Here is a 23,806-nt window from a genome sequence, read left to right on the forward strand (position 1 = left end):
GAGTGATCGGCACCACCTGTATGCTGCTGTGCGGTTCTTCTGCGTGTGCGTCTTGCGCAGCAGACCGCGGGTGCGTTGTCAGCACCCGGCCTTCCCTGCGCCCTCTTGGCTTTGAGGGTGGAGACGCAAGCAAAGCTCGGGCGAATTCAGCCGCGAGAGCGAAAGGCATGTCTGCGATTTCAGCTGCGCGTGCCACAAACGCGATCTCGTAGGGTGGGCAAAGCGCAGCGTGCCCACGCGTCTATCACCGCATCGGACAGATCGTGGGCACGGCGCAAGGGCGCCTTTGCCCACCCTACGGCTGTGCGGTTCTTCTGCGTGTGCATTTGCCTCTTGAACGAGAGGGTGAAGTGGTCAAGCAAAGCTCGGGCGAAAATCGTCGCGAGGCTGCGAAGTCGTGCCCCAATCCCTGACGTCCCCTCACAGCCATGATCAGCGTGTGAGAGCCGCGTGATCCAGCACGTCTCTTTGGCCGCTTCGGCTCATGTCTCCAGTTTTGCCGGCATTCTGCTCGGCTTCGTACACGACGCCGATGGTCCGGAGGATGCTCGACGGATTGACGCTGATCGAGTCGATCCCAAGCCCGGCCAGAAACCGTGCGATCTCCGGATAGTTCGCCGGTGCCTCGCCGCAGATGCCGATATGGCGGTGGTTGCGCTTGGCGCCGTCGACGGCGAGTCTCAGCATTTCCAGCATGCCGGGATCGCGCTCGTCGAAGTCGAAGGCGACGATGTCGGAATCCCTGTCGACCCCCAGCGTGAGCTGGGTCAAATCGTTCGAGCCGATCGAGAAGCCGTCGAACAGCTCCGCGAACCGGTCGATCAGGATGACGTTGTTGGGAATCTCGCACATCACGTAGATCTCGAGCCCGTTCTCGCCCTGCTTCAGCCCCTGCTGGGCCATGGTCTGGATGACATTGCGGGCTTCCTCGACGCGCCGGCAGAACGGAATCATGACCTTCAGGTTGGTCAGGCCCATGTCGTTGCGGACCCGCCGCAATGCGGCGCATTCCAATGCAAAGCCCGCGGCATAGGCCGGGTGGGCGTAGCGGGCCGCGCCGCGGAAGCCGAGCATCGGGTTCTCCTCCCGCGGCTCGAAATCGGCGCCGGCTCTGAGATTGGCATATTCGTTGGTCTTGAAATCGGACAGGCGAACGATGACCGGACGCGGGAAGAACGCGGCCGCGATCGTACCCACGCCTTCCGACAGACGCTCGACGAAGAAGTCCGAGGGCTTCTTGTAGCGCCGGGTGATCTGCTCGATCAATCGCCGGTCCTTGGCGGATTTCACCTGCTTCGGCTTTGCCAGCGCCATGGGGTGAATGCCGATGTGCTGGTTGATGATGAATTCCATGCGCGCCAGGCCGACGCCGTCGTTAGGCATCATGGCGGTCTTGAAGGCGAGCTCTGGATTGCCGAGATTGACCATGATCCTGGTGCGCGGCTTGTTCAGCGCCGCGGTCGCGACTCGCTCGACGTCGAAGGGCAGGCGGCCGGCATAGACATGGCCGATGTCGCCCTCGGCACAGGATACGGTCACGTTGGTTCCGGTCTTCACCTTCCTGGTGATGCCTTCGATCCCGACCACGGCGGGAACGCCGAGCTCGCGGGCAACGATGGCGGCATGGCAGGTCCGGCCGCCATGCTCGGTGACGATCGCGGCAGCGATCTTCATGACCGGCTCCCAGTCGGGGCTGGTGGCCGGCGCGACCAGGACCTCGCCCGGCTTGAAGGCCCGCAGATCCTGCTTCTTTCTGATCAGCCGGACCTTGCCGGCCGCGATCTTCTCGCCGACGGCGCGGCCTTCGCCGAGCACCGCCGCGGCATTCGGCTTCAGCACATAGTTCTCCAGCGCCTCGGGTGTGCGGCGGGATGCAACCGTCTCGGGCCGGGCCTGGATGATGTAGAGCTTGCCGTCGGTGCCGTCCTTGGCCCATTCGACGTCCATCGGCCGCGGATGTCCCGCCTTGTTCGAGTAATGGTTCTCGATGACGATTGCGCTCTCGGCGAGGCTGAGGACATCGTCGTCCGAAATGCAAAGGCTCTCGCGCTCGCGGCGCGACGTCGGCACGTTGCGCGTGGTGGTGCGACCCCGCGCGTAGATCATCTTCTTGTCCTTGGCGCCGATCCGGCGCGACAAGACCGCGCGGAAGCCCGCGTTGAAGGTCGGCTTATGGACATAGAACTCGTCCGGCTCGACGGCGCCCTGCACGATGTTCTCGCCCAACCCGTAGGCGCCGGTCACGAACACCACGTCGCGAAACCCGGATTCCGTATCCAGCGTGAAGATGACGCCGCTGGACGCGAGGTCCGACCGGACCATCTTCATCACGGCGACGGAAAGCGCGACCTTGAAATGATCGAAGCCGTTGTCGATGCGATAGGAGATCGCGCGGTCCGTGAAGATCGAGGCAAAGCAGCGGCGGCAGGCCTCGAACAGCGCGCGCGCACCGCGGACGTTGAGAAAACTGTCGTGCTGTCCGGCGAAGCTCGCGTTCGGCAGGTCCTCGGCGGTGGCCGAGCTGCGGACTGCCACCGCAACGTTCGAGCCGTATTCCTGCTCGAGCTGCCGATAGGCCTCCGCAACCTTCTGCCTGAGGTCGGCGAGGTCCGTCGCGGCGTACACGATGTCACGCGCCGCGGCACCCCGCCGGGCGAGGTCCGCGATATGCCGCTTGTCGAGACCCGCAAGCAGCTTGCGCAACTCTTCCCAGGCGCCTTGCTGCAGGAGGGCGGCGCGATAGGCGGCAGCCGTCAGCGCAAAGCCGTTCGGCACCGAGATGCCGCGCCGCGACAGCATGGAATAGAGCTCGCCGAGCGAGGCGGTCTTGCCGCCGACCATGCCGACATCGTCCAGGCCGAGGTCCTCGAACCAGCGAACGTAGGGGTTGCCGCTCATCTGTTTGCTCCGCATTGCAGTCGAGGGTGCCGTCGGGACGCGATCCTGATCGGCAATGTGGCGGGAGGCGAGGTGTACGGTGTTGCGAAAGATCAATGGCGGCGTTAGCTAGGTTTCCTCGATCACCACCTGCTCGGCCAGCCGCTCGACATCCGCGGTCCGGCACAGCTCGGTGCCGGGATGGAGCAGGGCAGCGGCGCCCGCTGCCATGGCGTAGCGGAAGGCGGCGCCAAGATCGGTGCCGGCGGCGAGCCGCAGCACCAGCGCGCCGAGAAAACTGTCACCGGCCCCGACGGCGCTCAGCGGCTTGATCGGCAGAGACTTCGCTTGCCATGTGCGGTCCCGGGTCACCAGCGCCGCGCCGAGATGTCCCATGGTCAGCGCGACGATCGACGCTTGCCGCGTCTCGACGATGCGTCGGGCGGCCGCCACCCATTCACCGGCGTCCTGAGGTTCCGTTCCCGTCAATTCACGCATCTCGCGCAAGTTTGGCTTGATCAGGTCGACGCCTTCGGCGACTGCCGCGGCAAGCGCCGCGCCTGACGTGTCGAGAATGATCTGGGATCCACGCCGCTTGGTGATCGCCGCCAGGCGCGCATAGAAATCGTCGGGCACTCCGCCCGGCAAGCTGCCGCTTGCGACCACTATTCGGGGAAAAGGATCGAGCGAGGCGACCAGCTGCAGGAACTCCGACCATTCGCGGTCAGTGAGTGTCGGCCCCGGAAGGATGAAGCGGTATTGCAAAGCAGTTGACTGCTCGTGGACAAAGAAATCCTCCCGCGTCTCCCCCGCGATCGGGAAGGTCTGGCTGTCAACGCTCTCCGCGTCGAGCAGGCGGCGCAGCAGATCGCCCGTCCCGCCGCCCACCGGATAGATGGCGCGCACGCCGCGGCCGCCGAGCCGCTTGATCACGCGCGCGACATTGATGCCGCCGCCGCCAGGGTCGCGCCGCTGCGAGGTGCCGCGCAGCTTCGCGACGGGAACGATCTTTTCGACCGAAGTCGACACATCGACCGCGGGATTGATCGTGACGGTGGCGATGTCCGGCATGACCTTGTCTGTATCCACTTGGAGTCAGAATATCGTCCCGCAATGATGGGGATGGGCCAGCCTGGAGCGCTCATCTGCCTTCAACTAGCTTGGCAGGATATCCCGGCAGGGCAGCGCCAGTTTAATCTGGATCAAGGCCGATGTTGCGCCGTCGGTCGGTTGAAGAATCGAACCGAGGAGTCTTTGCCGCAAGGCGCGACTAGGAACCCCGGGCACGCCCGGCGCTTGAATCAGCGGGCCAGAGTCGCCGTCGATTGCTGGCCTGCACGGCCCGCCTCCAAAGCCCCCATGCCCCCCAGGGTGGGCCGTGCGTCACCAGAGGAGACACCATGTCCGACCCGACCGAGCAAGAGATCAGAGAACGCGCGCACCGCCTGTGGGAGCAGGCCGGCAAGCCTGAAGGCCGCGACGACGAGTTTTGGCAGGCCGCCGAGCAGGACCTGCGCAACGAGGACAAGTCCAACACGTTGCGGACGCCGGACACGTTGTGACCGCCAAGACCTGCCCATTCTGCCGGGGTCTGGGATGGGTCTGCGAAAATCATCCGCTCCGGGCCTGGAGCGAACAGCTCGGCGGCTGCCGCTGCGGCGAGGGCATGCCCTGCACCTGCAACACGACCGAAGATCCGGAGATACGCGTGGTGATCGTCGAAGCGGACACGACGTGGCACTGAACCGGGTCGGCACATTTCCCACGATGCGAGCTGCGTCTCGGGGAACAGACCATCCCGGACAGGCATTCAGTGTCTGAACAGCACGGGCTCGAAGAATATTCATTTCCCACGGCAGTGTCGGCGGTGGACGAGCAGAAGAAGCTAGAGCACCAGATCGAATTCGCAACGCGAGCGGCCGCGCTCGTCAGGGACGAAACCACCGGGCAGCGCTTCCGAAGCTTTGCCGAGGAGCTGAAGCGAAAGCTCCGGCGCATGATGCGGCGCGGCAAGGTGCGCGCGCGCGCCTACGAGCTCTGGGAGCAGGCTGGACGGCCGGCCGGTCGCGAGCTGGAGTTCTGGCTCGAAGCGGAACGGCAGATCGAGGACGAGCGCGAGGAACGGAAGGGTTCCGACGCGTCCTCGAAGCGATAGCAGCGAGCCCGATCCGGCTCGATCACCGGATTCTTGCGAAGTCATCAGGCCCAGGCTTGACTGGTGTCCGCATTTTCGGTGCTGCGTTGCAACAGTGCGGCGCTGCAACGAAGAAAAGGCCGCCCGGCTCTTCACCCTGGCGGCCTTGAAAAGTCCGTAGCTGTTGATTGCCTCCGCAGCTCACGCGTACCGCCGTTACCTTGTTTGCGGCCATGCACGATGTTTGTAGGCCACGGCGCATGATTCGCCTGTGACCTGAAGCACACAATGGAAAAAGTATGATGGCTGCCAGCGGCGGCAATATGGATTGCTTCGCAATGACGATGTGGAGGCGGCGAGCGCTACATCCCGCTCTCGTGCCCCGGACGCAGCGCAGCGTCACTTCGACGGTGCGCTGCTGAGCCGGGGCCCATGTCGCGGCATTGTACCGTATCGGCTTCCGGGTCCCGGGCTCGGCGCCGCAACGCCATAAGCGCGTTCACGCGCGTCTTCGATGCGCTATGCGCGTTGCGGCTTGTCCCGGACAGCGGACTACACCCGATACCACGCCGCCAGATTCCACGTCGTGACGTCCCACCCTGACATGTCGACCATGAGGTTGTTGACGTGGGCGTTGACGACGTTGCGAGAGAGCAGCGGCAGGAACACATGTGCCTCGCAGAAGATCTCGTCGACCTTGATCAGCAGCGCGGCGCGCTTGGCCGGATCGAGCTCGTTCTGCGCGGCCTTGTAGGCCTTGTCGGCTTCGGGATCCGACCAGCGCGAGATGTTGCGGCCGAGCCATTTGTTCTCCTTGCTGGCGATCTCCCAGGAGACGCACTGGTTCAGGAAGCGCTCCGGATCGGGCTGCGGCTGCGTGGTGTTGTACATCTCCATGTCGGCATAGAATTTCGAGTAGGTGTCGGGGTTGCCGACGTCCGAGGAGAAGAACACCGAGGCGGTGACCGCCTTGATCTCGATCTCGATGCCGGCCTTCTCGCAGGCCTGCTTGATGATGGCCTGAGTCTTCTGGCGCGGCGCGTTGGTCGAGGTCTGGAACACGTATTTGAGCCTCTTGCCGTCCTTCTCACGGATGCCGTCCGCGCCTTTCTTCCAGCCGGCCTCGTCGAGCACCTTGTTGGCCTTGTCGATGCTGAACTCGTATTTCAGCTTGGGCGACTTGAACTGCTTGGGTGCGTTGACGAAGCTCGCGGTGGCGATGCCGCCGCGGCCGTAGATGTATTTCTGGATCGAATCGCGGTCGATCAGCAGGTTGATCGCCCGGCGCACGGCCGGGTCGGACAGCGTCGGATGCTTGGTCTTGGCGTTCGAACGCTCACCGTCGACCTCGGTCCACGGGTCGGTCGTGTTGAGGATGATGAACTCGACGTTGCCGGAGGGTGTGATGTCGAGCTTGCCCTTGCCGCTCGCCTCCATGCGCTTGAGGACCTCCTCCTCCACCTGCATGTTCCAGGCGAAGTCATATTCGCCGGTCTGCAGCACGGCGCGCGCCGCCGACACCGCATCGCCGCCGCCTTTGATTTCGAGCGTGTCGAAATGCGGCTGGTTCTTGATGTGATAGTCGGGATTGCGTTCGGCGCGGATCAGGTCGCCGGGCTTGAACTCGACGAATTTGTAGGGCCCGGTGCCGACCGGTTTCAGATTGGCCGGCGCCTCGCGCGACTTGGCGCCGGCATAATCGCCGAAATGATGTTTTGGCAGGATCGGGCCGACCGAGCCGACGAACGGGTCGGCCCAGAACGGCGTCGGCGCCTTGAAGGTCACCTTGACCGTATGGTCGTCGATCTTGTCGACCTTGATGTCCTTGTAGGATCCGGTGGTGTAGGCGGCCGTCGCGAGATCGGCGGCGTAAACCCAGGTGAAGACGACGTCGTCGGCGGTGAAGGGCTTGCCGTCATGCCATTTGACGCCCTGCTTCAGCTTCCAGATCACGCTCGTGCCGTCGGCGGCAAGGCCGCCGTTCTGCTTGGTCGGGACTTCGGCGGCGAGGCAGGGGACCAAATTGCCTTCCCTGTCCCAGCCGGCGAGCGGCTCGAAGAACACGCGCGAGGCCATCTGGTCCTTGGTGCCGATCGCGAAATGCGGATTGAGCAGGGTCGGAGCCTGCCAGAACAGCAGCTTCAGCGGGCCGCCGCCGCCGGCCTTGGTCGGCTTGTACGGCAGCGTGGCATCCGCCATCGCGACGTCGTGCCAGACCAGGATCTGGCTCGCGATCGGCGCCGCGATTCCGAGCGCGGCCACCTTTTGCATGAACGATCGTCGCGACAGCGTGCCTTGCTTTACCTGTCCGACCAGACCCCGGATTTCGTTCTCGTTCATCAGATGACCCCTCCACCTCGAAGACAAATCGTCGCTGGCAACCATCATGTTGCATCGGGCGCGAGGCGCAATGCCGGCAGGGCTGCCCTGCGACGAAATGACGACGTGGAGGGCCGGGACCTGGACCGGCGCCCGAGAAACCAGGCGACGATCCAGTGCGAACTCATGTGAACCTGGGGAAATTCTAAGGCCGCGCCGCAACCCTAACGCGGTCACTCCCGGCGCGGTGCTGCCGAGCTGGTAGGCGGTCTGCCGAAAGCCCGGCGCAGGGCGGTCCCGGCGGGCAGGCTTTCTATATGCGCCTCGCGGATGAGCCCTACATTTGAGTTCTGCGCAATGTCCGCTTGTCTCGAGCCGCGGCTACCGACATCATCGGGCGCTGGACCATCCTCGTCCGACAGGGGTCGCATGAAACGCTTTGCAAACCTGAAACGCCTGGGATTCTTCACGCGGCTGCTTGACGAGGCTCCGCCGGCGGACCGCTACCGCTTCGCGGCCGAGCAGATCGTGCACGCTGAGAAGGCGGGCCTCGATGCCGCGTGGATCGCGCAGCATCATTTCCACGAGCGTGAGGGCGGCCTGCCGTCGCCATTCACCTTCCTCGGCTACGTCGCGGCGCAGACCTCGCGCATCCGCCTCGGCACCGGCATCGTCACGCTGCCGCTGGAGAATGCGGTGCGGGTAGCGGAGGACGCCGCGGTGCTCGATCTCCTCTGCAACGGGCGCTTCGAGCTCGGCGTCGGCACCGGCGGCAATCCCTCGGCGTTCGCCGCCTTCGGCCTCGACAGCGCCCAGCGCAACGAGATCTTTGCCCGCAATCTCGAGGTCGTCCGCACCGCGTTGGTCGGCAAGCCACTCGCGGGCGGCGACACGATCTATCCTCAGCGGCCGCAACTGGACAAGCGGATCTGGCAGGCGACCTTCTCGGTGGCCGGCGGGGCGCGCGCCGGCAAGGCCGGCGATGGCCTGTTGCTCTCGCGCACCCAGCCGCGGAGCAAGGATGCGCCAAACGCGACCCTCGCCGAGATCCAGAACCCGGTGATCGATGCCTATCTGGACGCGCTGCCCAAGGGGACTGAGCCGCGCATCATGGCCTCACGCAGCGTCTTCGTCGCCGACGATCATCGAGAGGCAATGCGGCTCGCAGACATTGGTCTGCGCCGCGCGCTGCCGCAATTCCTGCAGGGCGGTCACGCCAAGCCGGGCGAGACACTGGAGGAGATGATCGCGGCGTTCGACACCCATGTCGGCAATGCCGATCACGTCATCGCCTCGCTGCGGGCCGATGCGACGCTTGAGCGGGTGACCGATCTCGTGTTCCAGGTGCATTCGGTCGATGCGCCGCACCCTTACGTCCTGCGCTCGATCGAGCTGGTCGCCGAGAAGGTCGCGCCGGCGCTGGGCTGGACCCGGACGGCGGGCGAAGTGGCGCTGGCGGTCTAGCCGGAATGGATGTGCTCGCGTTGCACCAAATTATCTCGTATCAGGCCGACGCTGCTCGCGCGACCGGCGCGGCCGGCAGATCATCGCCGTTGGGGTCGCCCGGCGCGGTGGCCCAGGCCAGCTCCACCAGCGTCACGATACGGCGGCCGCCGCCGTCGAGCTGGACCACGATCAGGCCCTGCTCCTCCATGTAGCCGAGCAGCCGCTGCGCCCGGCGCAGCGAATGCGAGCCGTAGGCCCGCGCGATCGCGGCGTCGCCGGGGCAGGGCCAGCCTTCCTTGGCCGCGCGTGCGATCATCATGAACACGCCCTGCATGTCCTCAGGCAGAATGGACGCGCGCAGCGACACGTCCTGCCAGGCGTCGTCTTCGGTGAGATCGGTGCCGAGCCCGGCGCGCGCATGCGTCAGCATGCGGCGAAACTCGTTGAGATCGGGCACCGCCGAGCCGAGGCCCTCGATGCGGCAGCGGACCACGAACTCCTGGTAGAGCACGCCGATGGCACGGAAGCCCGCGTCGGGCGCGGCGAGCACGGCCCGCAGCGTACGATCCACGCGCTCGCGCCGCTCGGCGAGCTCCTCGGCACTGACCGGCACCTCGACCACTTCTGGCTGGATCACCGGGGCGGCGGCCTTCGCGGCACGAAGCTGTTCCAGCAGATCCGGCGCCGGCCGGCGCTGCGGCCGGCTGGCATCGGGCGGCGGCGCGGCCAGGATCACGGCGCGCGCATCCTCCAGCGTCGCTTCCGGCAGCGGCATCAGGCGCGGCGTCGAGTTGCGCGGAGAGGTGTCGGTCGGGCCGATGTTGAGACGCAGCGGACGGCGCGACAGCGCAGGTCCGAGCGCCATGAACTGCCCGCGCTCGAGATCGCGAAACGCTTCGGCCTGCCGCCGCTCCATGCCGAGCAGGTCGGCGGCGCGCGCCATGTCGATGTCGAGGAAGGTCCGGCCCATCAGGAAATTGGAGGCTTCGGCCGCGACGTTCTTGGCGAGCTTCGCCAAGCGTTGCGTCGCGATGATGCCGGCGAGGCCACGCTTGCGGCCGCGGCACATCAGGTTGGTCATGGCGCCGAGCGAGAGCTTTCGCGCTTCGTCCGAGACTTCGCCCGCCACCGCCGGCGCGAACAGCTGCGCCTCGTCCACGACCACGAGCATCGGATACCAATGGTCGCGGTCGACGTCGAACAGGCCGCCGAGAAACGCGGCGGCGCGTCGCATCTGGTTCTCGGCGTCGAGACCTTCGAGATTGAGCACGGTGGAGACGCGATGCAGCCGCGCGCGTTCGCCGGCAACCTGAAGGCCGCGCTCGGTGTGATCCTCGGCCTCGATCACCAGATGGCCGAAGCGCTCGGCCAGCGTGACGAAATCGCCTTCGGGGTCGATGATGGCCTGCTGCACCCAGGGCGCACTCTGTTCCAACAGCCGCCGCAGCAAGTGCGATTTGCCGGAACCGGAATTGCCCTGCACGAGGAGGCGGGTCGCCAAGAGTTCCTCGAGGTCCATGGCGGCCACGGCGCCCGCCGTGGTCTGCCCCATCTCGATCGCAACCGTCATGTCCCCGACTCAAGTCCTCGTCATTCGCGGACAGCGGCTTATCAATCCCATCGCGGCGCGTCGAGCGGCACGGGCTTGATCATCCGCGTTGCCCACGGCGGCGTTCCGGTCCGATCCGATGTGCCGTAGGAGTGTGGGACGATAGGGGTTCGCGGGCATATCGGTAGCTTGGGGCCGATTCCGGGCTTTTGACGACCGGATTCGCTGATGAAGATCAAACCAGCCTGGCCGCAAGCCTGGTAGTCAGGCGCATGAGCTTCCTGACTTTCCTCGCAGCGACCTATTTCCTGCTCGCCGTACCGGGGCCGACCAACACCCTGCTCGCGACATCGGGCGCGGGAATCGGCATTGCGCGCTCGCTTCATCTGCTCGTTGCGGAACTGTGCGGCTATTTGCTGGCGATTGCCCTGTTGCGGCTCACGCTCGGCCCCATCGTCGGCGACATCCCGATCGCGGCGCTCGTGCTTCGCGTCGCGGTGACTTGCTATATCCTCTGCCTCGCCTTCATGCTCTGGCGGGTCAACACGCGCGAGCTGCGCGATGGCGCACCGGTGACGTTCGGCCAGGTGCTGCTTGCGACGCTGCTGAACCCGAAAGCGCTCGTGTTCGCTTTCCTGCTCCTGCCGCTCGAGGCTGCGCCGCTCGAATTGCTGCCCTGGTTCGGCGCGATCGCGCTGCAGATTGTCACGGCCGGCGCCGCGTGGATCGCCCTCGGCGCGACGCTCGGCCGTGGCGCCCGTCGTCTCGGGCATCCCCACCTTGTCACGCGCATCGGCGCGGTCACGCTGGTTGCCGTGACCGGCCTGATCTGGCTTCAATCCTTCCTGACGGCCTGAAGCGCCACGCCCCGCTCGTGAGCGCTCGCTTACTGCGCGCCGGAGCCGCCCTGCACGATCTTCTCGTTCAGCTTCTGGTCCACCGTGTCGACCGTGCGGTCGATCTCGGCGTTGGGCACGCCGAGTTGATGCGAGATCAGCTTCACCAGGAGGTCGACGCGTTCGATGAAGGGCGCGCCGCTTGCGACCGCCCGCGCGGCCGATGACGGCTTGAGCAGGCTCTCGGCGGCCTTGGCATATTTTGCGAACGGCACCTGGTCCTGCGGATCGGCGCCGAGGCGGCGCGCGATCGCGTCGACATGCTCGTAGATCGTCTGCGAGCGCTTAAGGTCGCCGTGCACGGCATCGCGGATCGACTGCGGCTCGTTCGGCGTGATGCAGCGGTAATTGCCGGTCAGCAGCATCGACCATTTCGCCAGCGGTACGAACAGGGAATCGAAAACTTTCAGCTTCACCGGAACGTCGTGGCCGTCGAGCGTCACCGCATCGATGTCGGCTTCGAGTTCGCGCAGCAGCTTGTTGTGCTTCTCGTCGGCAAAGACCGACGCCTTGAAGTTGGTGGGCAGGCCGACATGCAGCACGTTGGCGGCTTCTTCCGGCGGGCGGAATGCCTGCGGGTCGGGCGAGCACAGCGTCACCAGCCCCGGCTCGAACCGCTCCCACACCTGCGCGTTGGTGTAGGCCTCTTCCAGATCCATGTCGGCGAGCGCCGGAATCCGCTTCAGATAGGGCAGCGGCGGCATGTTCATGATCGACAGGCACGGCAGCTTGGCCGCGGCGATCTTGACCATGAGAACGCGCACGGTGTGGTTGGTGTATTGCGGCTCCTGCATCGCAAGGCCGACCAGATCGTAGCGGGAGAGATCGACATTCTGCGGGGTCACCGCGTCGAGCTTGCCCGGAAGGTCGCGCGAGAAGATCGCCCGGTGAACTGCCTCGTCACGCAACTTGATGCGCACCTCGGTACCTTCGCGATTGATCAGCTCCGCGGTCTTGGCGCGGCACACCAGGGTCACGTTGTGCCCGGCCATCAGCAGCTTCGTGCCCAGCAGGGAGCCGTAAGAAGCCCCGAGAATCAATATGTTGCGCGCCATGCTCCGTCCCTTTGACAATCTGTGCGATTTTTCAGCCCCGGCCGTCATTCGCGGGCGTTTGCCGGCATGTAAAGCGAAGTGCGCGGGGATGGCAACTGGGATAATGCATACAAGGCCGGCTGAGGCCGGCTTCTATTGGCGGTGATGCCCGAAGCTGGTGCAGAGCAGATCGACCTCCGCCTCCGCGATCGGCGAGCGGAACAGGCGGCAGCTGAACCCGGCCGTCGCCTTGCTGTCCGAGGCGGTGCGCTCCTCCCGAAGAAAGATGCATCGCCTGCAGACGTCGGTGTGGTGCTGCTGCTCGGCCGTGTCAGACTGGTCCAGCACCTGCCGGAACGTGTCGCGGAAGCGGATCTTGACCTCGTCGTCGAGCCCGGCAATCGCCTCGACCAGAACGTTGACGGGATCGCGCACCAGGAATTTCTTGCCCTGCTGCGTCACGCTCAACATCACCGAGCGTTTGTCGGTGGCGGAGCGCTTCCGCTCGAGGTAGCCGAGCCGCTCGAGCTCTCCGATGATGAAGGATGCGGTGCCGCGCGTGGTGCCGACATAAGTTGCGAGCGCCGAAGGTGTCCGCGAGAAGCGGTTGGCGCGGGTGAGGAACCGCAGCGCCATCCACTCGCGGTCGCGCAGGCCGTGCCTGGTGCCTTCGAAACACAGGATGCTTGCGGCCTGCTCCAGCAGTGCAATCGATTCGCGAGCCAAATTCATTTCAATTCCAAGCCGGATAAAGCTCTATTCAATTGAGCCTTTTGTGAGCCTTTTGGAGCGCAATCTGAGTGGACGAGATGAAGTCCCGCCTCGCCGTTCGTCCGTTGCCGGATGCGTACCGCGCGTGGGGAAGAATCTCGCCATTGGAACTTCCGGCCGTGGAACTAGGACGTCACAAAGAAAGTTCGAGTAAATCGCACAGCTCAAATTCTTTGAAGATTTCAATCAAATGACGGCAGCTCGCACGTGATTGGGCACACGTGCGGCATTGGCGGCAGCGGGGCAACATGTTCGAGCTCTACGGCTTCGTCGGCAGCAGCTTTCTCGCTCTCACTTCGTCATCGCGCCATAGACGGTGTCCTGCACTTGCTCGCGATAATATTTGCGGAGCTCGCCCGGCGCCGCCGTTCCGACCACAACGACGAGACGCTCCTTGGGATCGCAGAAGAACTGCGTTCCGTAGGCACCATTCCAAGTGAACTCGCCGGGGTTGCCGGGGACCGACGACAGCCCCTCGCTGGTCCGGACCGCGACCGAAAGGCCGAAGCCGAAGCCGGCGCGATGCGGCTCGACCTTGGCCACGTTGTTCTTGATCTCGGGACCGAGATGGTTAGCCGTCATGTGATGCACGGTCTTCGGGGAAAGGATGCGCTGGCCGTCGAGCTCGCCGCCGTTGAGCAGCATCTGGCCGAAGCGGAGGTAGTCCCCGATCGTGGCGAACGCGCAGGCGCCGCCGCAGTCGAACTTGGTCGGCGTGTCCAGCAGCTTGATGGCTTGCGGCTTGCCGGTCAGCGGATCGTTGGCGAAGGGGCGGGCGAGGCGAGGGCGCTGCGCATCGGTCGGGTGGAAGGTCGCGTCCTTCATGCCGAGCGGCTGCCAGACATTGGCGGCGAGATAGTCGCCGAGCTTCTGCTCGCTCACCTTCTCGACGACCGCGCCGAGCACGTCGATCGAAAAGCCGTATTCGAACGCGGTCGAGGGCTGTTGCGCCAGCGGCAGCTTGGTGATGCGGTCGATGAAGGCCTGGGTGTCGCCTTCGATCGCCGGAGCAATGCCGTCAGGGTATTGCCGCGCCACCGGGCTCGACGAGTCCGGCCGGCCGCCATACATCAAGCCCGACGTGTGCCGGTAGAGATCGTGGATGAAGATCGGCGAGGCCTGGGGCTCGAGCTTGAGCGAACCGTCGGCTCCGGTCACGCCGACCTTCATGTCGGCAAAGCCGGGATAGTAATTGGACAGCTTGGCCTGGAGCGGCAGCCGTCCCTGCTCCATCAGCGTCAGGCCCGCGACCGCCGCCATCGGCTTGGTCATCGAGGCCAGCGCGAAGATCGCATCGACCGGCATCGGCGTGCCCTTGTCCGGATCGAGCAGGCCGTAGGCCTTGTAGTGCACCAGCTTGCCGTCCCGCGCGATGGCGACGACGGCGCCGGGCACGCGCTTGGCGGCGATCTCGCGCGCGAAGAAATTGTCGAGGCGTGCCAGGCCTTGCTTGGAAAAGCCGACGTCGTCGGGATTGGCTTCGGGCAGTGGCGCGGCGCTGGCCGTGCCGAATGCGATGACGGCAGCCGCCGTCGCGATCATGGCGATCGTCTTGATCATTGCGTCCTCCCAGGCGAGCTCGTTACGCGGTGGCCCACTCGAGGCCTAGATCACGTCCGCATCGACGCGAAGTCAAGCACGCGCGGGGCATGACTGGGGCGCCGGGAGCGCCGGAACCTATCGTGCTTCGCCCGCGCGCCACAGCGCATCGAGGCCGTGCCGATAGGTCGGATGGACCAGCGCGACGCCGAGCTCGCGCTTCAATTTCGCGTTGGAGACACGGGCGCTGCTGGCATAGAAGCTGCGGGCCATCGGCGACATCTCGGCCGTCGCGAACGCCTCTTCCGGTGGTGGTGCCACGCCCATCAGCGTCGCGGCATAGGCGATCACGTCCTGCGGCGGCGCAGGCTCGTCGTCGCAGACGTTCCAGATGCCGCCGCTTTCGTGGCGGATGGCGGCCATGATCGCGCTGGCGATATCGTCAACATGGATGCGGTTGAAGACCTGGCCGGGCTTGATGATGCGCCGCGCCGTTCCCGCGCGCAGCGTCGCCAGCGCATTGCGGCCGGGACCATAGATGCCGGCAAGCCGCAGGATTGCGGCATTGCCGTGCGCAACGTCCATCCAGGCCTGCTCGGCGGCAATCCGCAGGCGCGCGCGGTCGAGCGTGGCCTGCGGCGGGGTGCTCTCGTCGACCCATCCGCCGCCATGGTCGCCATAGACGCCGATGGTGGAGAGATAGACGATCTTGCGGCGGCCCGCCGCCAGCACGTCGCCGAACGCGGCGATGGCGGGATCGCCGCTGCTGCCGGGCGGGATCGACACCAGAACCACGTCGGCGTCGCGCACCTGCTCGACCGTCTCGCGCGACGGAGGGCTGCCGGAAAAGGCGTGGACCTCGATGCCGGAGAGGTCGTTCCGCTGCGCCGGATCGCGCACGGTCCCGGCGCGATGCGGGAAGCTGTCGCCGTGCTTGCGGACGAAATGCAAGGCGCTGTAGCCGAGGCCAAGAATGAAGAGGCGCATGGGTCTCCCTGAAAGCTCGAAGTTCCCGTCCGCGCCGTCGCGCGCCTTTCGCTCATAAGAGATTTTGGGTCCGGCAAAAGATATTGCGATTTGTCTCGCCTCCTGTCGCGGGCGATGTTCGGCTGTCACAGGGAGGCACGATCATGCAGGCAGAAGCGCTCGCCTTGGCGCCGGCGAATGCCAGCGAGCTGATCCGGCGCGCGGCAGCGCTGATCTTCGACGTCGACGGCACCCTGGCCGAGACCGAGGAGCTGCATCGGCAGGCCTTCAACCATGCCTTCGCCCGCCACGGTCTCGACTGGCAATGGGACCGCGCCGTCTACAAGGAACTGCTGCGGGTGACCGGCGGCAAGGAGCGCATGCGCGCCTACCATGCGCGGCTGCCGATCGCCCCGCCGCTGTCGGATGCGGACATCGCCGCGCTTCACCGCGTCAAGACCGCGCGTTATGCCGAAATGGTCGAGACCGGCTGCTGTCGCTTGAGGCCCGGCGTGATCGAGCTGCTCGCCGCTTCGAAGGCACGCGGCCAGCGGCTCGCGATCGCGACCACGACCTCGCACGGCAACATCGATGCGCTGTTGTCGCAGGCGCTGGGGGCGCGCTGGGCGGCGGAGTTCGATGCCATCGTCGCCGGCGACGACGTCAGGCACAAGAAACCCGCGCCGGACGTCTATCTCGAAACGCTGGCGCGGCTGCAGCTGGGCGCGGCCGGCTGCGTCGCCGTTGAGGATTCCGCCAACGGGCTGATCGCGGCCTCACGCGCCGGCATTCCGGTCCTGATCACCCGCAGCATGTTTTTCCGCGACGAGGATTTCAGCGCGGCACGGTTCGTGCTGGATGATCTGTCGGAACTCGACGCCGCCAAGCAAGAAACCGAAAAACAACCCCATGCACAGTAGAACGCGCCCGCTTGTCCGGCGCCGTCAGTGGACCCGGTGGCTCGTCCTATCGTCCTCAGCCTGCTCGACAATCTGCGCGATCGGGCTCGACTGGTGATGCACCAGGCGCCAATCGTCGCCGACGCGGCGGAAATGGTTCGCGGCGGCCAAGGCGGTGCCGTCGACGATCTCGATGCAGAGCACGCGGGCGCTGTCGCCGTCGACGATCGCCTGCGGCTCGGCGCAGGCGATCTGCGGCCGCTCTGGATTTTGCAGGATGTCGCGCCAGCTTCCGATCACCGTGGCACGGCCGACGATCGCGGGCCAGCCGGGATGGATGCAGGAAATGCCGTCGTCATCCGCCCACATCCGTTCCATGCCGGCGAAGTCGCCTGCTGAAAACGCGGCGTAGAAGGCCGCGTTGGCGGCGATGATCTTGCTGTCTTTTGCCATCACTCCCGGGTGGGGCAACGACAGACAAAAATCAAGCGCGACTTCCGTTCGACGTGGCGTTCAATTTGGACCGCAGTGCAGCATTGTGCGCTTGTGCTCAAGCCGAGACCAGCGACTCCACCGCCCGCCGCGCGCCGTCCCGGTAGAGACGGCCGAGGGCCGCGGTGACAGCCTCACGCAGGCGCGGCTCCGCGCCGAGCGGCCCGAACACCTTCTCCACGGCGAGCAGCGCCGGCGCGAGCCGCTCCGCGACGGGCCCTGCCTCGCGCGCCAGCTGTGCGAACTCGGCGGCAAGCGGATCGCGCACGTCGATGGCGCGGCCCTGCTCGTCCGTTGCGCTGACGTAGCGCATCCAGCCGGCCACCGCGAGCGCATGCGTAGCGATCGGCAGGTTCTTGGCGAGACGGTCCCGCATCGTGCCGAGCAGGCGCTGCGGCAGCTTTTGCGAGCCGTCCATCGCGATCTGCCAGGTGCGGTGATGCAGCGCCGGATTGGAGAAGCGATTCAGCAGCGAGGCGCGATAGGCGGCGAGATCCGTGCCTGATGGCATCGTCAGCGTCGCCGCGGCCTGCTCCATCACCTGCGCGGCGAGGCGCGCGAAATGCGGATCCTGCATGGTGTCGGCGATGGTCTCGTAGCCTGCGAGATAGCCGAGATAGGCCAGCGCCGAATGGCTGGCGTTGAGCAGCCGCAGCTTCATCAGCTCGAACGGCTTGACGTCGCTGACGAGCTCGACGCCGGCCGCGGCAAGATCGGGCCGACCCGCCGTGAAGCGGTCCTCGACCACCCATTGCGTGAAGGGCTCGGTCATGACGGGCCAGGCGTCGCGCAGGCCCAGCGCGGATGACACCGCGTCCCGGTCGGCATCCGTGGTTTCAGGAACGATACGGTCGACCATGGTCGAGGGGAAGGCGGCATTGTCCGCGATCCACTTGCCGAGATCCTTGGAGCGCAGCGCGGCGAACTGCGTCACGATCCGCTGTGCGGTGTGGCCATTGGCGGCGAGATTGTCGCAGCACAGCACGGTGAAGGCCTTGGCTCCGAGCGCGCGCCGCCGCGCCAGCGCCGCGACGATGAAGCCGGGCGCCGATCGCGGCGCGTCCAAATTGTTCAGGTCATGCACGACGTCAGGGTGCCGCTCGTCGAGATCGCCGGTCTGCGGCGTGTGGCAATAGCCCTTCTCGGTGACGGTGAGCGAGACGATGCGCGTGGCGGGATCGGCCATCCGTTCGACCAGGGCCGCCGGCTTCTCGCGTGCGACGACACTGTCGAGCAGCGCGCCGATGACGCGATGCTCGGTGCCCTCCGCGGCGCGTACGGCAATTGTGTAGAGATGATCCTGCGGGGCGAGGGCGTCGCGCGTGCCCGGGCTGCGCAGGCTCGCCCCGACAATGCCCCAGGACGGGCTGCCCGTGGCAAGGCAATCGTCGATGACGACGGCCTGATGCGCGCGATGAAACGCGCCGAGACCCAGATGCACGATGCCGGGCGTGACGCGCGAGAGGTCGTAGGCCGGGCGGCGGACGGCCGGTGGCAGCCGGTCGAGATTGGCCCTGGCAAGACGCGCTGAACCTGGGCGCATGGACGTCTCCCCTTTGCTTTGCCGCTGCTTGAGCTTTGCCGCTGCTTGACATGGCGCCCGGATCGGGTCAATGCTCTGGTCAATTGGTAAGGCCAATTTTCCAAAATTGGCGGGCCGCGGTCGGAAAGTCCCGCGTGACCCCTTTCGGGAGGACCAGCGTGCCGCTGGAAGCTGTGGAGGCGAGACGGCTCTATCGCCAGGTCGCCGATCAATTGCGAAGCCTGATCGACAGCGGCGAGTACGCGGTCGGCAGCCGCTTGCCGACCGAACGTGAGCTCGCCGAGCAGCTCAAGGTGTCCAGGCCCACGGTGCGCGAAGCCCTGATCGCGCTCGAGGTCGAGGGGCGGCTGCGCATTCGCGTCGGCTCCGGCATCTATGTGATCGAGCCTGCCGCAATCGCCGCGCCGGCAGCCGCGTCCGTCATCGAGGGGCCGTTCGAGCTGCTGCGCGCCCGCGAATTCCTGGAAAGCGCGATTGCCGAAGAGGCCGCGCGCGTGGCGACGAAGGACGACATCGCCCGCATCGACGCCTCGCTGCTCGCGATGGAGAAAGTCGAGCATCCCGGCGAAGCCTCCATGGTTCACGACCGCGCATTCCACGTCGCGATCGCCGGCAGCCTCGGCAATGCCGTGCTGGTGCGCGTGGTCGGCGAGCTGTTCGACCAGCGCCTCAATCCCTATTTCGCGCAGCTCGCGCATTATTTCGAGAACCCGGGCACCTGGCGCACCGCGCTCGACGAGCATCGCGCCGTGCGCGAGGCGATCGCGGCGCATGATCCGCCAGCCGCGCGCGAGGCGATGCGGGTCCACCTGGCGAGATCGCAGGAGCGCTTCGCGCAGAATTTCGGTGCCGAGAACGCGGCCGCGCCGTCGCCGGGAGCGAGCCGGACCGTGCGCGCCGCGGCGAAGTCGTCAAAGCCAAAACCTGCGCCGAAGAAGCGCGCCACGGGCGGCAGCGCGCGGCCGCGATGAGATTGTGCGGCCCGCATCCATGCCGGGGCGGGCGAACAAGAAGCAGACTTGAACGATGGAGGAAAAGTCGATGTTGAAGAAGATGACGATTGCAGCAATGATTTCCGCCGCTACGCTGCTGGCTGCGACCAGTGCCAGCGTGGCGCAGACCAAGCTCAAATGGGCCCATGTCTATGAGACCTCGGAGCCGTTCCACACCGCTTCGGTCTGGGCCGCGCAGGAGATCGGCAAGCGCACCAACGGGCGCTACCAGATCGATGTCTATCCGGCCTCCCAGCTCGGCAAGGAGACCGACATCAACCAGGGCCTCTCGCTCGGCTCGGTCGACCTCATCATCTCCGGCTCGAGCTTCGCGGCCAAGAGCTTCGCGCCGATCGGCGTGACCTATTATCCCTACACGTTCCGCGATGCCGATCATCTGCTCGCCTATACCAAGAGCGATATTTTCAAGGAGCTGGTCAAGGGCTACGAGGACAAGAGCGGCCACCACATCGTCGCGGTGACCTATTACGGCGTGCGGCAGACCTCGTCGAACAAGCCGATCAAGACCTGCGCCGACATGAAGGGCCTGAAGATACGCGTGCCCGACGTGCCCGCCTATCTCGCGATGCCGCGCGCCTGCGGCGCCAACACCGCGCCGATCGCGTTTGCCGAAGTCTATCTCGCGCTCCAGAACGGCACCGTCGAGGCGCAGGAGAATCCCCTGACCACGATCGAGGCCAAGAAGTTCTACGAGGTGCAGAAGCACATCGTGCTGACCGGCCACATCGTCGATCACCTCAACACCGTGGTCGCCGGCGCCCTGTGGAAGAAGCTCAGCGACGAAGACAAGAAGATCTTCACCGACGTCGCGCAGGAAGCCGCCGCCAAGGCCACCGGCGAGATCAAGCAGAACGAGGCCAAGCTGGTCGCCTTCTTCAAGGACAAGGGCCTGACCGTCACCGAGGTCGACAAGAACGAATTCCGCGACACCGTGCTGAAGAACGTCGCGTTCGAGACCTTCGGCTATCGCAAGGCCGACTGGGAAAAGATCCAGGCGGTGAAATGACGCGGCTCGCAGCGTCATAAGACCCTCATGGTGAGGAGCGCGAAGCGCGTCTCGAACCATGAAGGCCCCGATGTCGCCCGGGGCCATCCTTCGAGACGCTTGCTTCGCAAGCTCCTCAGGATGAGGAGCGGAGCAAAGTGATGGAATAGAATTGACTCGTCATTCCGGGGCGGCGCGCAGGACCGTGCACAGCACGGTCCGAGCACCGAACCCGGAATCTCGAGGTTCCGGGTTCTCGCTTCGCGAGCCCCGGAACGACGATTGGAGAGAGGTAGCCTGATGTCCACCGCCGAAATCCACCGGCAGATCACCGCGGAGGAGATCGCCCATACTTTCGAGGAGGAGGCGACGCCGAAGGTCGATCTCGGCATCTACGCGTTCGAGGATTGGGTGGCGCTTGCGGTCTTCTGGGTGATGGCGCTCGCCGTCTTCCTGCAGTTCTTCACCCGCTACGTGCTCAACGACAGCTACGCCTGGACCGAGGAGATCGCGACCTATTGCCTGATCGGCGTGGTCTTCATCGGCGCTTCGATGTGCGTGCGGCTGTCCCGGCACATTCAGGTCGACCTTCTCTACCGCTATCTGCCGCCGCGCGTGGGGCGCGCGCTGTCGACGATGATCGACCTGATCCGGATCGCCTTCTTCGGCTACGCCATCAAGCTGGTCTGGGTCTACATCCAGATCATCGGCGACGAGCAGATGACCACGATCAATTTCCCCAAGAACTACGTCTATTACTTCGTGCTGCTCGGCTTCGTGCTGATGTTCCTGCGTTCCGTGCAGGCGGCGCTGCAACATTGGCGGCAGGGTTACTCGGTCCTCGAACGCCCCGGTGCCTACGACGGGTCGGAGATATAACGTCATGCTGCTGTTGCTCGGAGGCTTTCTCCTTCTGATGCTGCTCGGCGTTCCCGTGGCGATCGCCATGGCCGCCTCGTCGCTGCTCTACATCCTGGTCAGCGGGGTGACGCCCGACGTCACGCTGGCGCAGCGCATGATCGCCGGCGTCGAGAGCTTTCCCCTGCTCGCCGTGCCGTTCTTCATCCTCGCCGGCAACCTCATGAACATCGCCGGCGTCACCGGGCGCATCTACAAGTTCGCCGTCGCGCTGGTGGGGTGGATGCGCGGCGGCCTCGGCCACGTCAACATCATCGGCTCGGTGATCTTCTCCGGCATGTCCGGCACCGCGATCGCGGACGCCGCCGGTCTCGGCACCATCGAGATCAAGGCGATGAAGGACCACGGCTATTCGACCGAGTTCTCGGTCGGCGTCACCGCGGCCTCGGCGACGCTCGGGCCCATCATCCCGCCGTCGCTGCCGTTCGTGATCTACGGCATGATGGCGAACGTCTCGATCGGCGCGCTGTTTCTCGGCGGCGTCATTCCGGGCGTCGTCCTGACCTTGTTCATGATGATCACCGTCACGTATTTCGCGCACAAGAACAAATGGGGCAGCGACACGCCGTTCTCCTGGCCGCAGCTCGGCTCGGCCGGCCTCGAGATATTGATCGTACTGTCGTTCCCGATGGCGATCTGGCTGATGGTGATGGCCGGCCTCTCGATCAACGTGGCGGTCGTCATCGGTCTCGGCACGCTGCTGGCGATCGACTGGTATTTCGACTTCTCGGCGGTGATGGCGCTGATGGCGCCGGTGATCCTGATCGGCGGCATGACGCTCGGCTGGTTCACGCCGACGGAAGCTGCCGTTGCCGCGGTGATCTGGTCGCTGTTCCTTGGCCTCGTCCGCTACCGCACCATGACGCTGCAGACGGTGGCGAAGGCGACGTTCGACACGATCGAGACCACGGCCTCGGTGCTGTTCATCGTCACCGCCGCCTCGATCTTCGCCTGGCTGCTCACGGTGTCGCAGGCGGCGCAGATGCTGTCGGACTGGATGCTCAGCATCACCCAGAACAAATGGGTGTTCCTGGCGCTCGCCAACGTGCTGATCCTGTTCGTCGGCTGCTTCATCGACACCACGGCGGCGATCACCATCCTGGTGCCGATCCTGCTGCCGATCGTGCTCAAGCTCGGCATCGATCCCATTCACTTCGGCCTGATCATGACGCTGAACCTGATGATCGGCCTGCTGCATCCGCCGCTCGGGATGGTGCTGTTCGTGCTCGCGCGTGTCGCAAAACTCTCGGTCGAGCGCACGACGGTGGCGATCCTGCCCTGGCTGGTGCCGCTGATGCTGGGACTGATCGCGATCACCTTCATTCCTGAACTGACCCTCTGGCTGCCAAAATACATGGGACTCTCCAAATGACCTCGACCGCTCTCGCCGCAACCCTGTTCGGTCCCGAAGATCTGCGCATGATCGAGCAGCCGCTCGACAGGCTCGCCGACGGCATGGTGCGCATCCGCTTCGGCGCCGGCGGCATCTGCGGCTCGGACATGCACTATTTCCGCCATGCCCGGACCGGCGATTTCGTGGTGAAGTCGCCGCTGGTGCTCGGCCACGAGATCTCGGGCGAGGTCGTGGAGATCGCAGGCACTGCCGCCAATCTGAAGGTCGGCGACCGCGTCGCCGTCAACCCGTCGCGCTGGTGCGGCCGTTGCGTCGCCTGCCGCGAGGGCCGGCCGAACCTGTGCGAGAACATCTACTTCATGGGCTCGGCCTCGAAGACGCCGCACATGCAGGGCGGCTTTGCCAATTATTTCGACGCGATCCCCGCGCAGTGCGTGAAGATCCCGGACCACGTGTCATACCAGGCGGCCGCGCTGGCCGAGCCGCTCGCGGTCTGCCTGCATGCGGTCGCGCGCGCCGGCAATATCGAGGGCAAGCGCGGCATCATCTTCGGTGCCGGACCGATCGGGCTTCTGACCATGCTGGCCGCGCGCCGCGCCGGCATGGCCGACATCACGGTGGCCGACATCGCACCGGCGCCGCTGGCGTTTGCAACCCGGCTTGGCGCTTCGCATGTCGAGAATGTCTCGGGCGGGGAAGAGGGCCTGAAGGCGCAGGCGGCCTCGCGCCCATACGACGTCGCCTTCGAGGTGTCGGGCACCGCCGCCGGCCTTGCCAGCGCCATCGGCATCGTCAGGCGCGGCGGCATCGTGGTGCAGATCGGCAATCTGCCGGGCGGCCAGATTCCGACGCCGTCGAACGCGGTGATGGCGAAGGAGATCGACCTGCGCGGCTCGTTCCGCTTCGGCTTCGAGTTCATGACGGCAGTGGAGCTGATCTCAAACGGCAGCGTCGACGTGCTGTCGCTGGTCACCGCCGAGCGTCCGCTGGCGACCGCGCCGGATGCGCTGCGGCTGGCCCTCGACCGCTCGCAGAGCGTCAAGGTCGTGCTGACCGCGACCTGATTGGGAG

At 65.6% G+C, this 23,806-nt stretch carries 21 protein-coding genes; 11 read left to right on the forward strand and 10 right to left on the reverse strand.

Translation table 11 applies throughout. From position 1 onward, the window contains the following. Positions 1 to 432 precede the first annotated feature (432 nt). Positions 433 to 2,898 (reverse strand): phosphoenolpyruvate synthase, encoded by a 2,466-nt coding sequence (gene ppsA, locus WI560_RS05585; RefSeq protein WP_375307192.1) that lies wholly within the window; start codon positions 2,896 to 2,898, stop codon positions 433 to 435. Between the two features lie 108 nt (positions 2,899 to 3,006). Then, positions 3,007 to 3,948, reverse strand: coding sequence for a 1-phosphofructokinase family hexose kinase (locus WI560_RS05590; protein WP_375307193.1), 942 nt, complete (start codon positions 3,946 to 3,948; stop codon positions 3,007 to 3,009). 329 nt (positions 3,949 to 4,277) lie between these two features. On the opposite strand from WI560_RS05590, the gene WI560_RS05595 reads away from it, so the two are divergent. The 3 genes from WI560_RS05595 (at position 4,278) to WI560_RS05605 (ending at position 5,032) form a co-directional block, all read left to right on the forward strand. Beyond that, entirely contained in the window at positions 4,278 to 4,439 is a 162-nt protein-coding gene (locus WI560_RS05595; RefSeq protein WP_375307194.1) for a DUF2934 domain-containing protein, read from the forward strand. Further along, positions 4,436 to 4,621, forward strand: coding sequence for a hypothetical protein (locus tag WI560_RS05600; RefSeq protein WP_375307195.1), 186 nt, complete (start codon positions 4,436 to 4,438; stop codon positions 4,619 to 4,621). Before WI560_RS05595 ends, WI560_RS05600 begins: the two co-directional genes overlap by 4 nt. Before the next feature lie 69 nt (positions 4,622 to 4,690). Next, positions 4,691 to 5,032, forward strand: a complete 342-nt coding sequence (locus WI560_RS05605; protein WP_375307196.1) for a DUF2934 domain-containing protein — start codon at positions 4,691 to 4,693, stop codon at positions 5,030 to 5,032. Between the two features lie 531 nt (positions 5,033 to 5,563). On the opposite strand, the gene WI560_RS05610 is transcribed toward WI560_RS05605, so the two are convergent. Then, positions 5,564 to 7,351: a peptide ABC transporter substrate-binding protein gene (locus WI560_RS05610; protein WP_375307197.1), complete on the reverse strand. Its 1,788-nt coding sequence runs from the start codon at positions 7,349 to 7,351 to the stop codon at positions 5,564 to 5,566. Between the two features lie 408 nt (positions 7,352 to 7,759). Here WI560_RS05610 and WI560_RS05615 point away from each other — a divergent pair, with 408 nt between their 5' ends. Beyond that, positions 7,760 to 8,794: a putative FMN-dependent luciferase-like monooxygenase gene (locus WI560_RS05615; protein WP_375307198.1), complete on the forward strand. Its 1,035-nt coding sequence runs from the start codon at positions 7,760 to 7,762 to the stop codon at positions 8,792 to 8,794. 40 nt (positions 8,795 to 8,834) lie between these two features. Here the strand turns inward: WI560_RS05615 and WI560_RS05620 are convergent, their stop codons facing one another. After that, entirely contained in the window at positions 8,835 to 10,346 is a 1,512-nt protein-coding gene (locus WI560_RS05620) for a helicase HerA domain-containing protein (protein ID WP_375307199.1), read from the reverse strand. Between the two features lie 251 nt (positions 10,347 to 10,597). On the opposite strand from WI560_RS05620, the gene WI560_RS05625 reads away from it, so the two are divergent. Continuing rightward, positions 10,598 to 11,182, forward strand: coding sequence for a LysE family translocator (locus WI560_RS05625; RefSeq protein ID WP_375307200.1), 585 nt, complete (start codon positions 10,598 to 10,600; stop codon positions 11,180 to 11,182). A gap of 29 nt (positions 11,183 to 11,211) precedes the next feature. Here the strand turns inward: WI560_RS05625 and WI560_RS05630 are convergent, their stop codons facing one another. From WI560_RS05630 to WI560_RS05645, 4 genes are all read right to left on the reverse strand, one after another. After that, the gene (locus WI560_RS05630; RefSeq protein WP_375307201.1) at positions 11,212 to 12,276 is read right to left on the reverse strand and encodes a ketopantoate reductase family protein; all 1,065 of its coding nucleotides are present in this window, start codon (positions 12,274 to 12,276) and stop codon (positions 11,212 to 11,214) included. A 132-nt stretch (positions 12,277 to 12,408) separates the two neighbouring features. Further along, positions 12,409 to 12,987: a MarR family winged helix-turn-helix transcriptional regulator gene (locus tag WI560_RS05635; RefSeq protein ID WP_375307202.1), complete on the reverse strand. Its 579-nt coding sequence runs from the start codon at positions 12,985 to 12,987 to the stop codon at positions 12,409 to 12,411. A 330-nt stretch (positions 12,988 to 13,317) separates the two neighbouring features. Then, entirely contained in the window at positions 13,318 to 14,586 is a 1,269-nt protein-coding gene (locus WI560_RS05640) for a serine hydrolase domain-containing protein (RefSeq protein ID WP_375307203.1), read from the reverse strand. 117 nt (positions 14,587 to 14,703) lie between these two features. Then, complete coding sequence (locus WI560_RS05645) at positions 14,704 to 15,552, reverse strand: SDR family oxidoreductase (protein ID WP_375307204.1); 849 nt, start codon at positions 15,550 to 15,552, stop codon at positions 14,704 to 14,706. 143 nt (positions 15,553 to 15,695) lie between these two features. Between WI560_RS05645 and WI560_RS05650 the strand changes: the two genes are divergently transcribed. After that, positions 15,696 to 16,451 (forward strand): HAD family hydrolase, encoded by a 756-nt coding sequence (locus WI560_RS05650; protein ID WP_375307205.1) that lies wholly within the window; start codon positions 15,696 to 15,698, stop codon positions 16,449 to 16,451. 24 nt (positions 16,452 to 16,475) lie between these two features. Here the strand turns inward: WI560_RS05650 and WI560_RS05655 are convergent, their stop codons facing one another. Together WI560_RS05655 and WI560_RS05660 are read right to left on the reverse strand one after the other, a co-directional pair. Further along, on the reverse strand, positions 16,476 to 16,883 hold the full coding sequence (locus WI560_RS05655; protein ID WP_375307206.1) for a nuclear transport factor 2 family protein: 408 nt from the start codon (positions 16,881 to 16,883) through the stop codon (positions 16,476 to 16,478). Positions 16,884 to 16,980: 97 nt separating this feature from the next. Further along, complete coding sequence (locus WI560_RS05660) at positions 16,981 to 18,465, reverse strand: mannitol dehydrogenase family protein (protein ID WP_375307207.1); 1,485 nt, start codon at positions 18,463 to 18,465, stop codon at positions 16,981 to 16,983. A gap of 158 nt (positions 18,466 to 18,623) precedes the next feature. On the opposite strand from WI560_RS05660, the gene WI560_RS05665 reads away from it, so the two are divergent. The 5 genes from WI560_RS05665 (at position 18,624) to WI560_RS05685 (ending at position 23,799) form a co-directional block, all read left to right on the forward strand. After that, complete coding sequence (locus WI560_RS05665; RefSeq protein ID WP_375308780.1) at positions 18,624 to 19,436, forward strand: FadR/GntR family transcriptional regulator; 813 nt, start codon at positions 18,624 to 18,626, stop codon at positions 19,434 to 19,436. 82 nt (positions 19,437 to 19,518) lie between these two features. Next, the gene (locus tag WI560_RS05670) at positions 19,519 to 20,484 is read left to right on the forward strand and encodes a sialic acid TRAP transporter substrate-binding protein SiaP (protein WP_375308781.1); all 966 of its coding nucleotides are present in this window, start codon (positions 19,519 to 19,521) and stop codon (positions 20,482 to 20,484) included. 279 nt (positions 20,485 to 20,763) lie between these two features. Further along, complete coding sequence (locus tag WI560_RS05675) at positions 20,764 to 21,342, forward strand: TRAP transporter small permease (RefSeq protein WP_257176873.1); 579 nt, start codon at positions 20,764 to 20,766, stop codon at positions 21,340 to 21,342. Positions 21,343 to 21,346: 4 nt separating this feature from the next. Then, entirely contained in the window at positions 21,347 to 22,753 is a 1,407-nt protein-coding gene (locus tag WI560_RS05680) for a TRAP transporter large permease (RefSeq protein ID WP_257176874.1), read from the forward strand. Continuing rightward, the gene (locus WI560_RS05685; protein WP_375307208.1) at positions 22,750 to 23,799 is read left to right on the forward strand and encodes an L-idonate 5-dehydrogenase; all 1,050 of its coding nucleotides are present in this window, start codon (positions 22,750 to 22,752) and stop codon (positions 23,797 to 23,799) included. Before WI560_RS05680 ends, WI560_RS05685 begins: the two co-directional genes overlap by 4 nt. Positions 23,800 to 23,806: the final 7 nt, after the last annotated feature.

Source organism: Bradyrhizobium sp. A11, assembly GCF_042077125.1.
GTDB classification, from domain to species: domain Bacteria; phylum Pseudomonadota; class Alphaproteobacteria; order Rhizobiales; family Xanthobacteraceae; genus Bradyrhizobium; species Bradyrhizobium japonicum_B.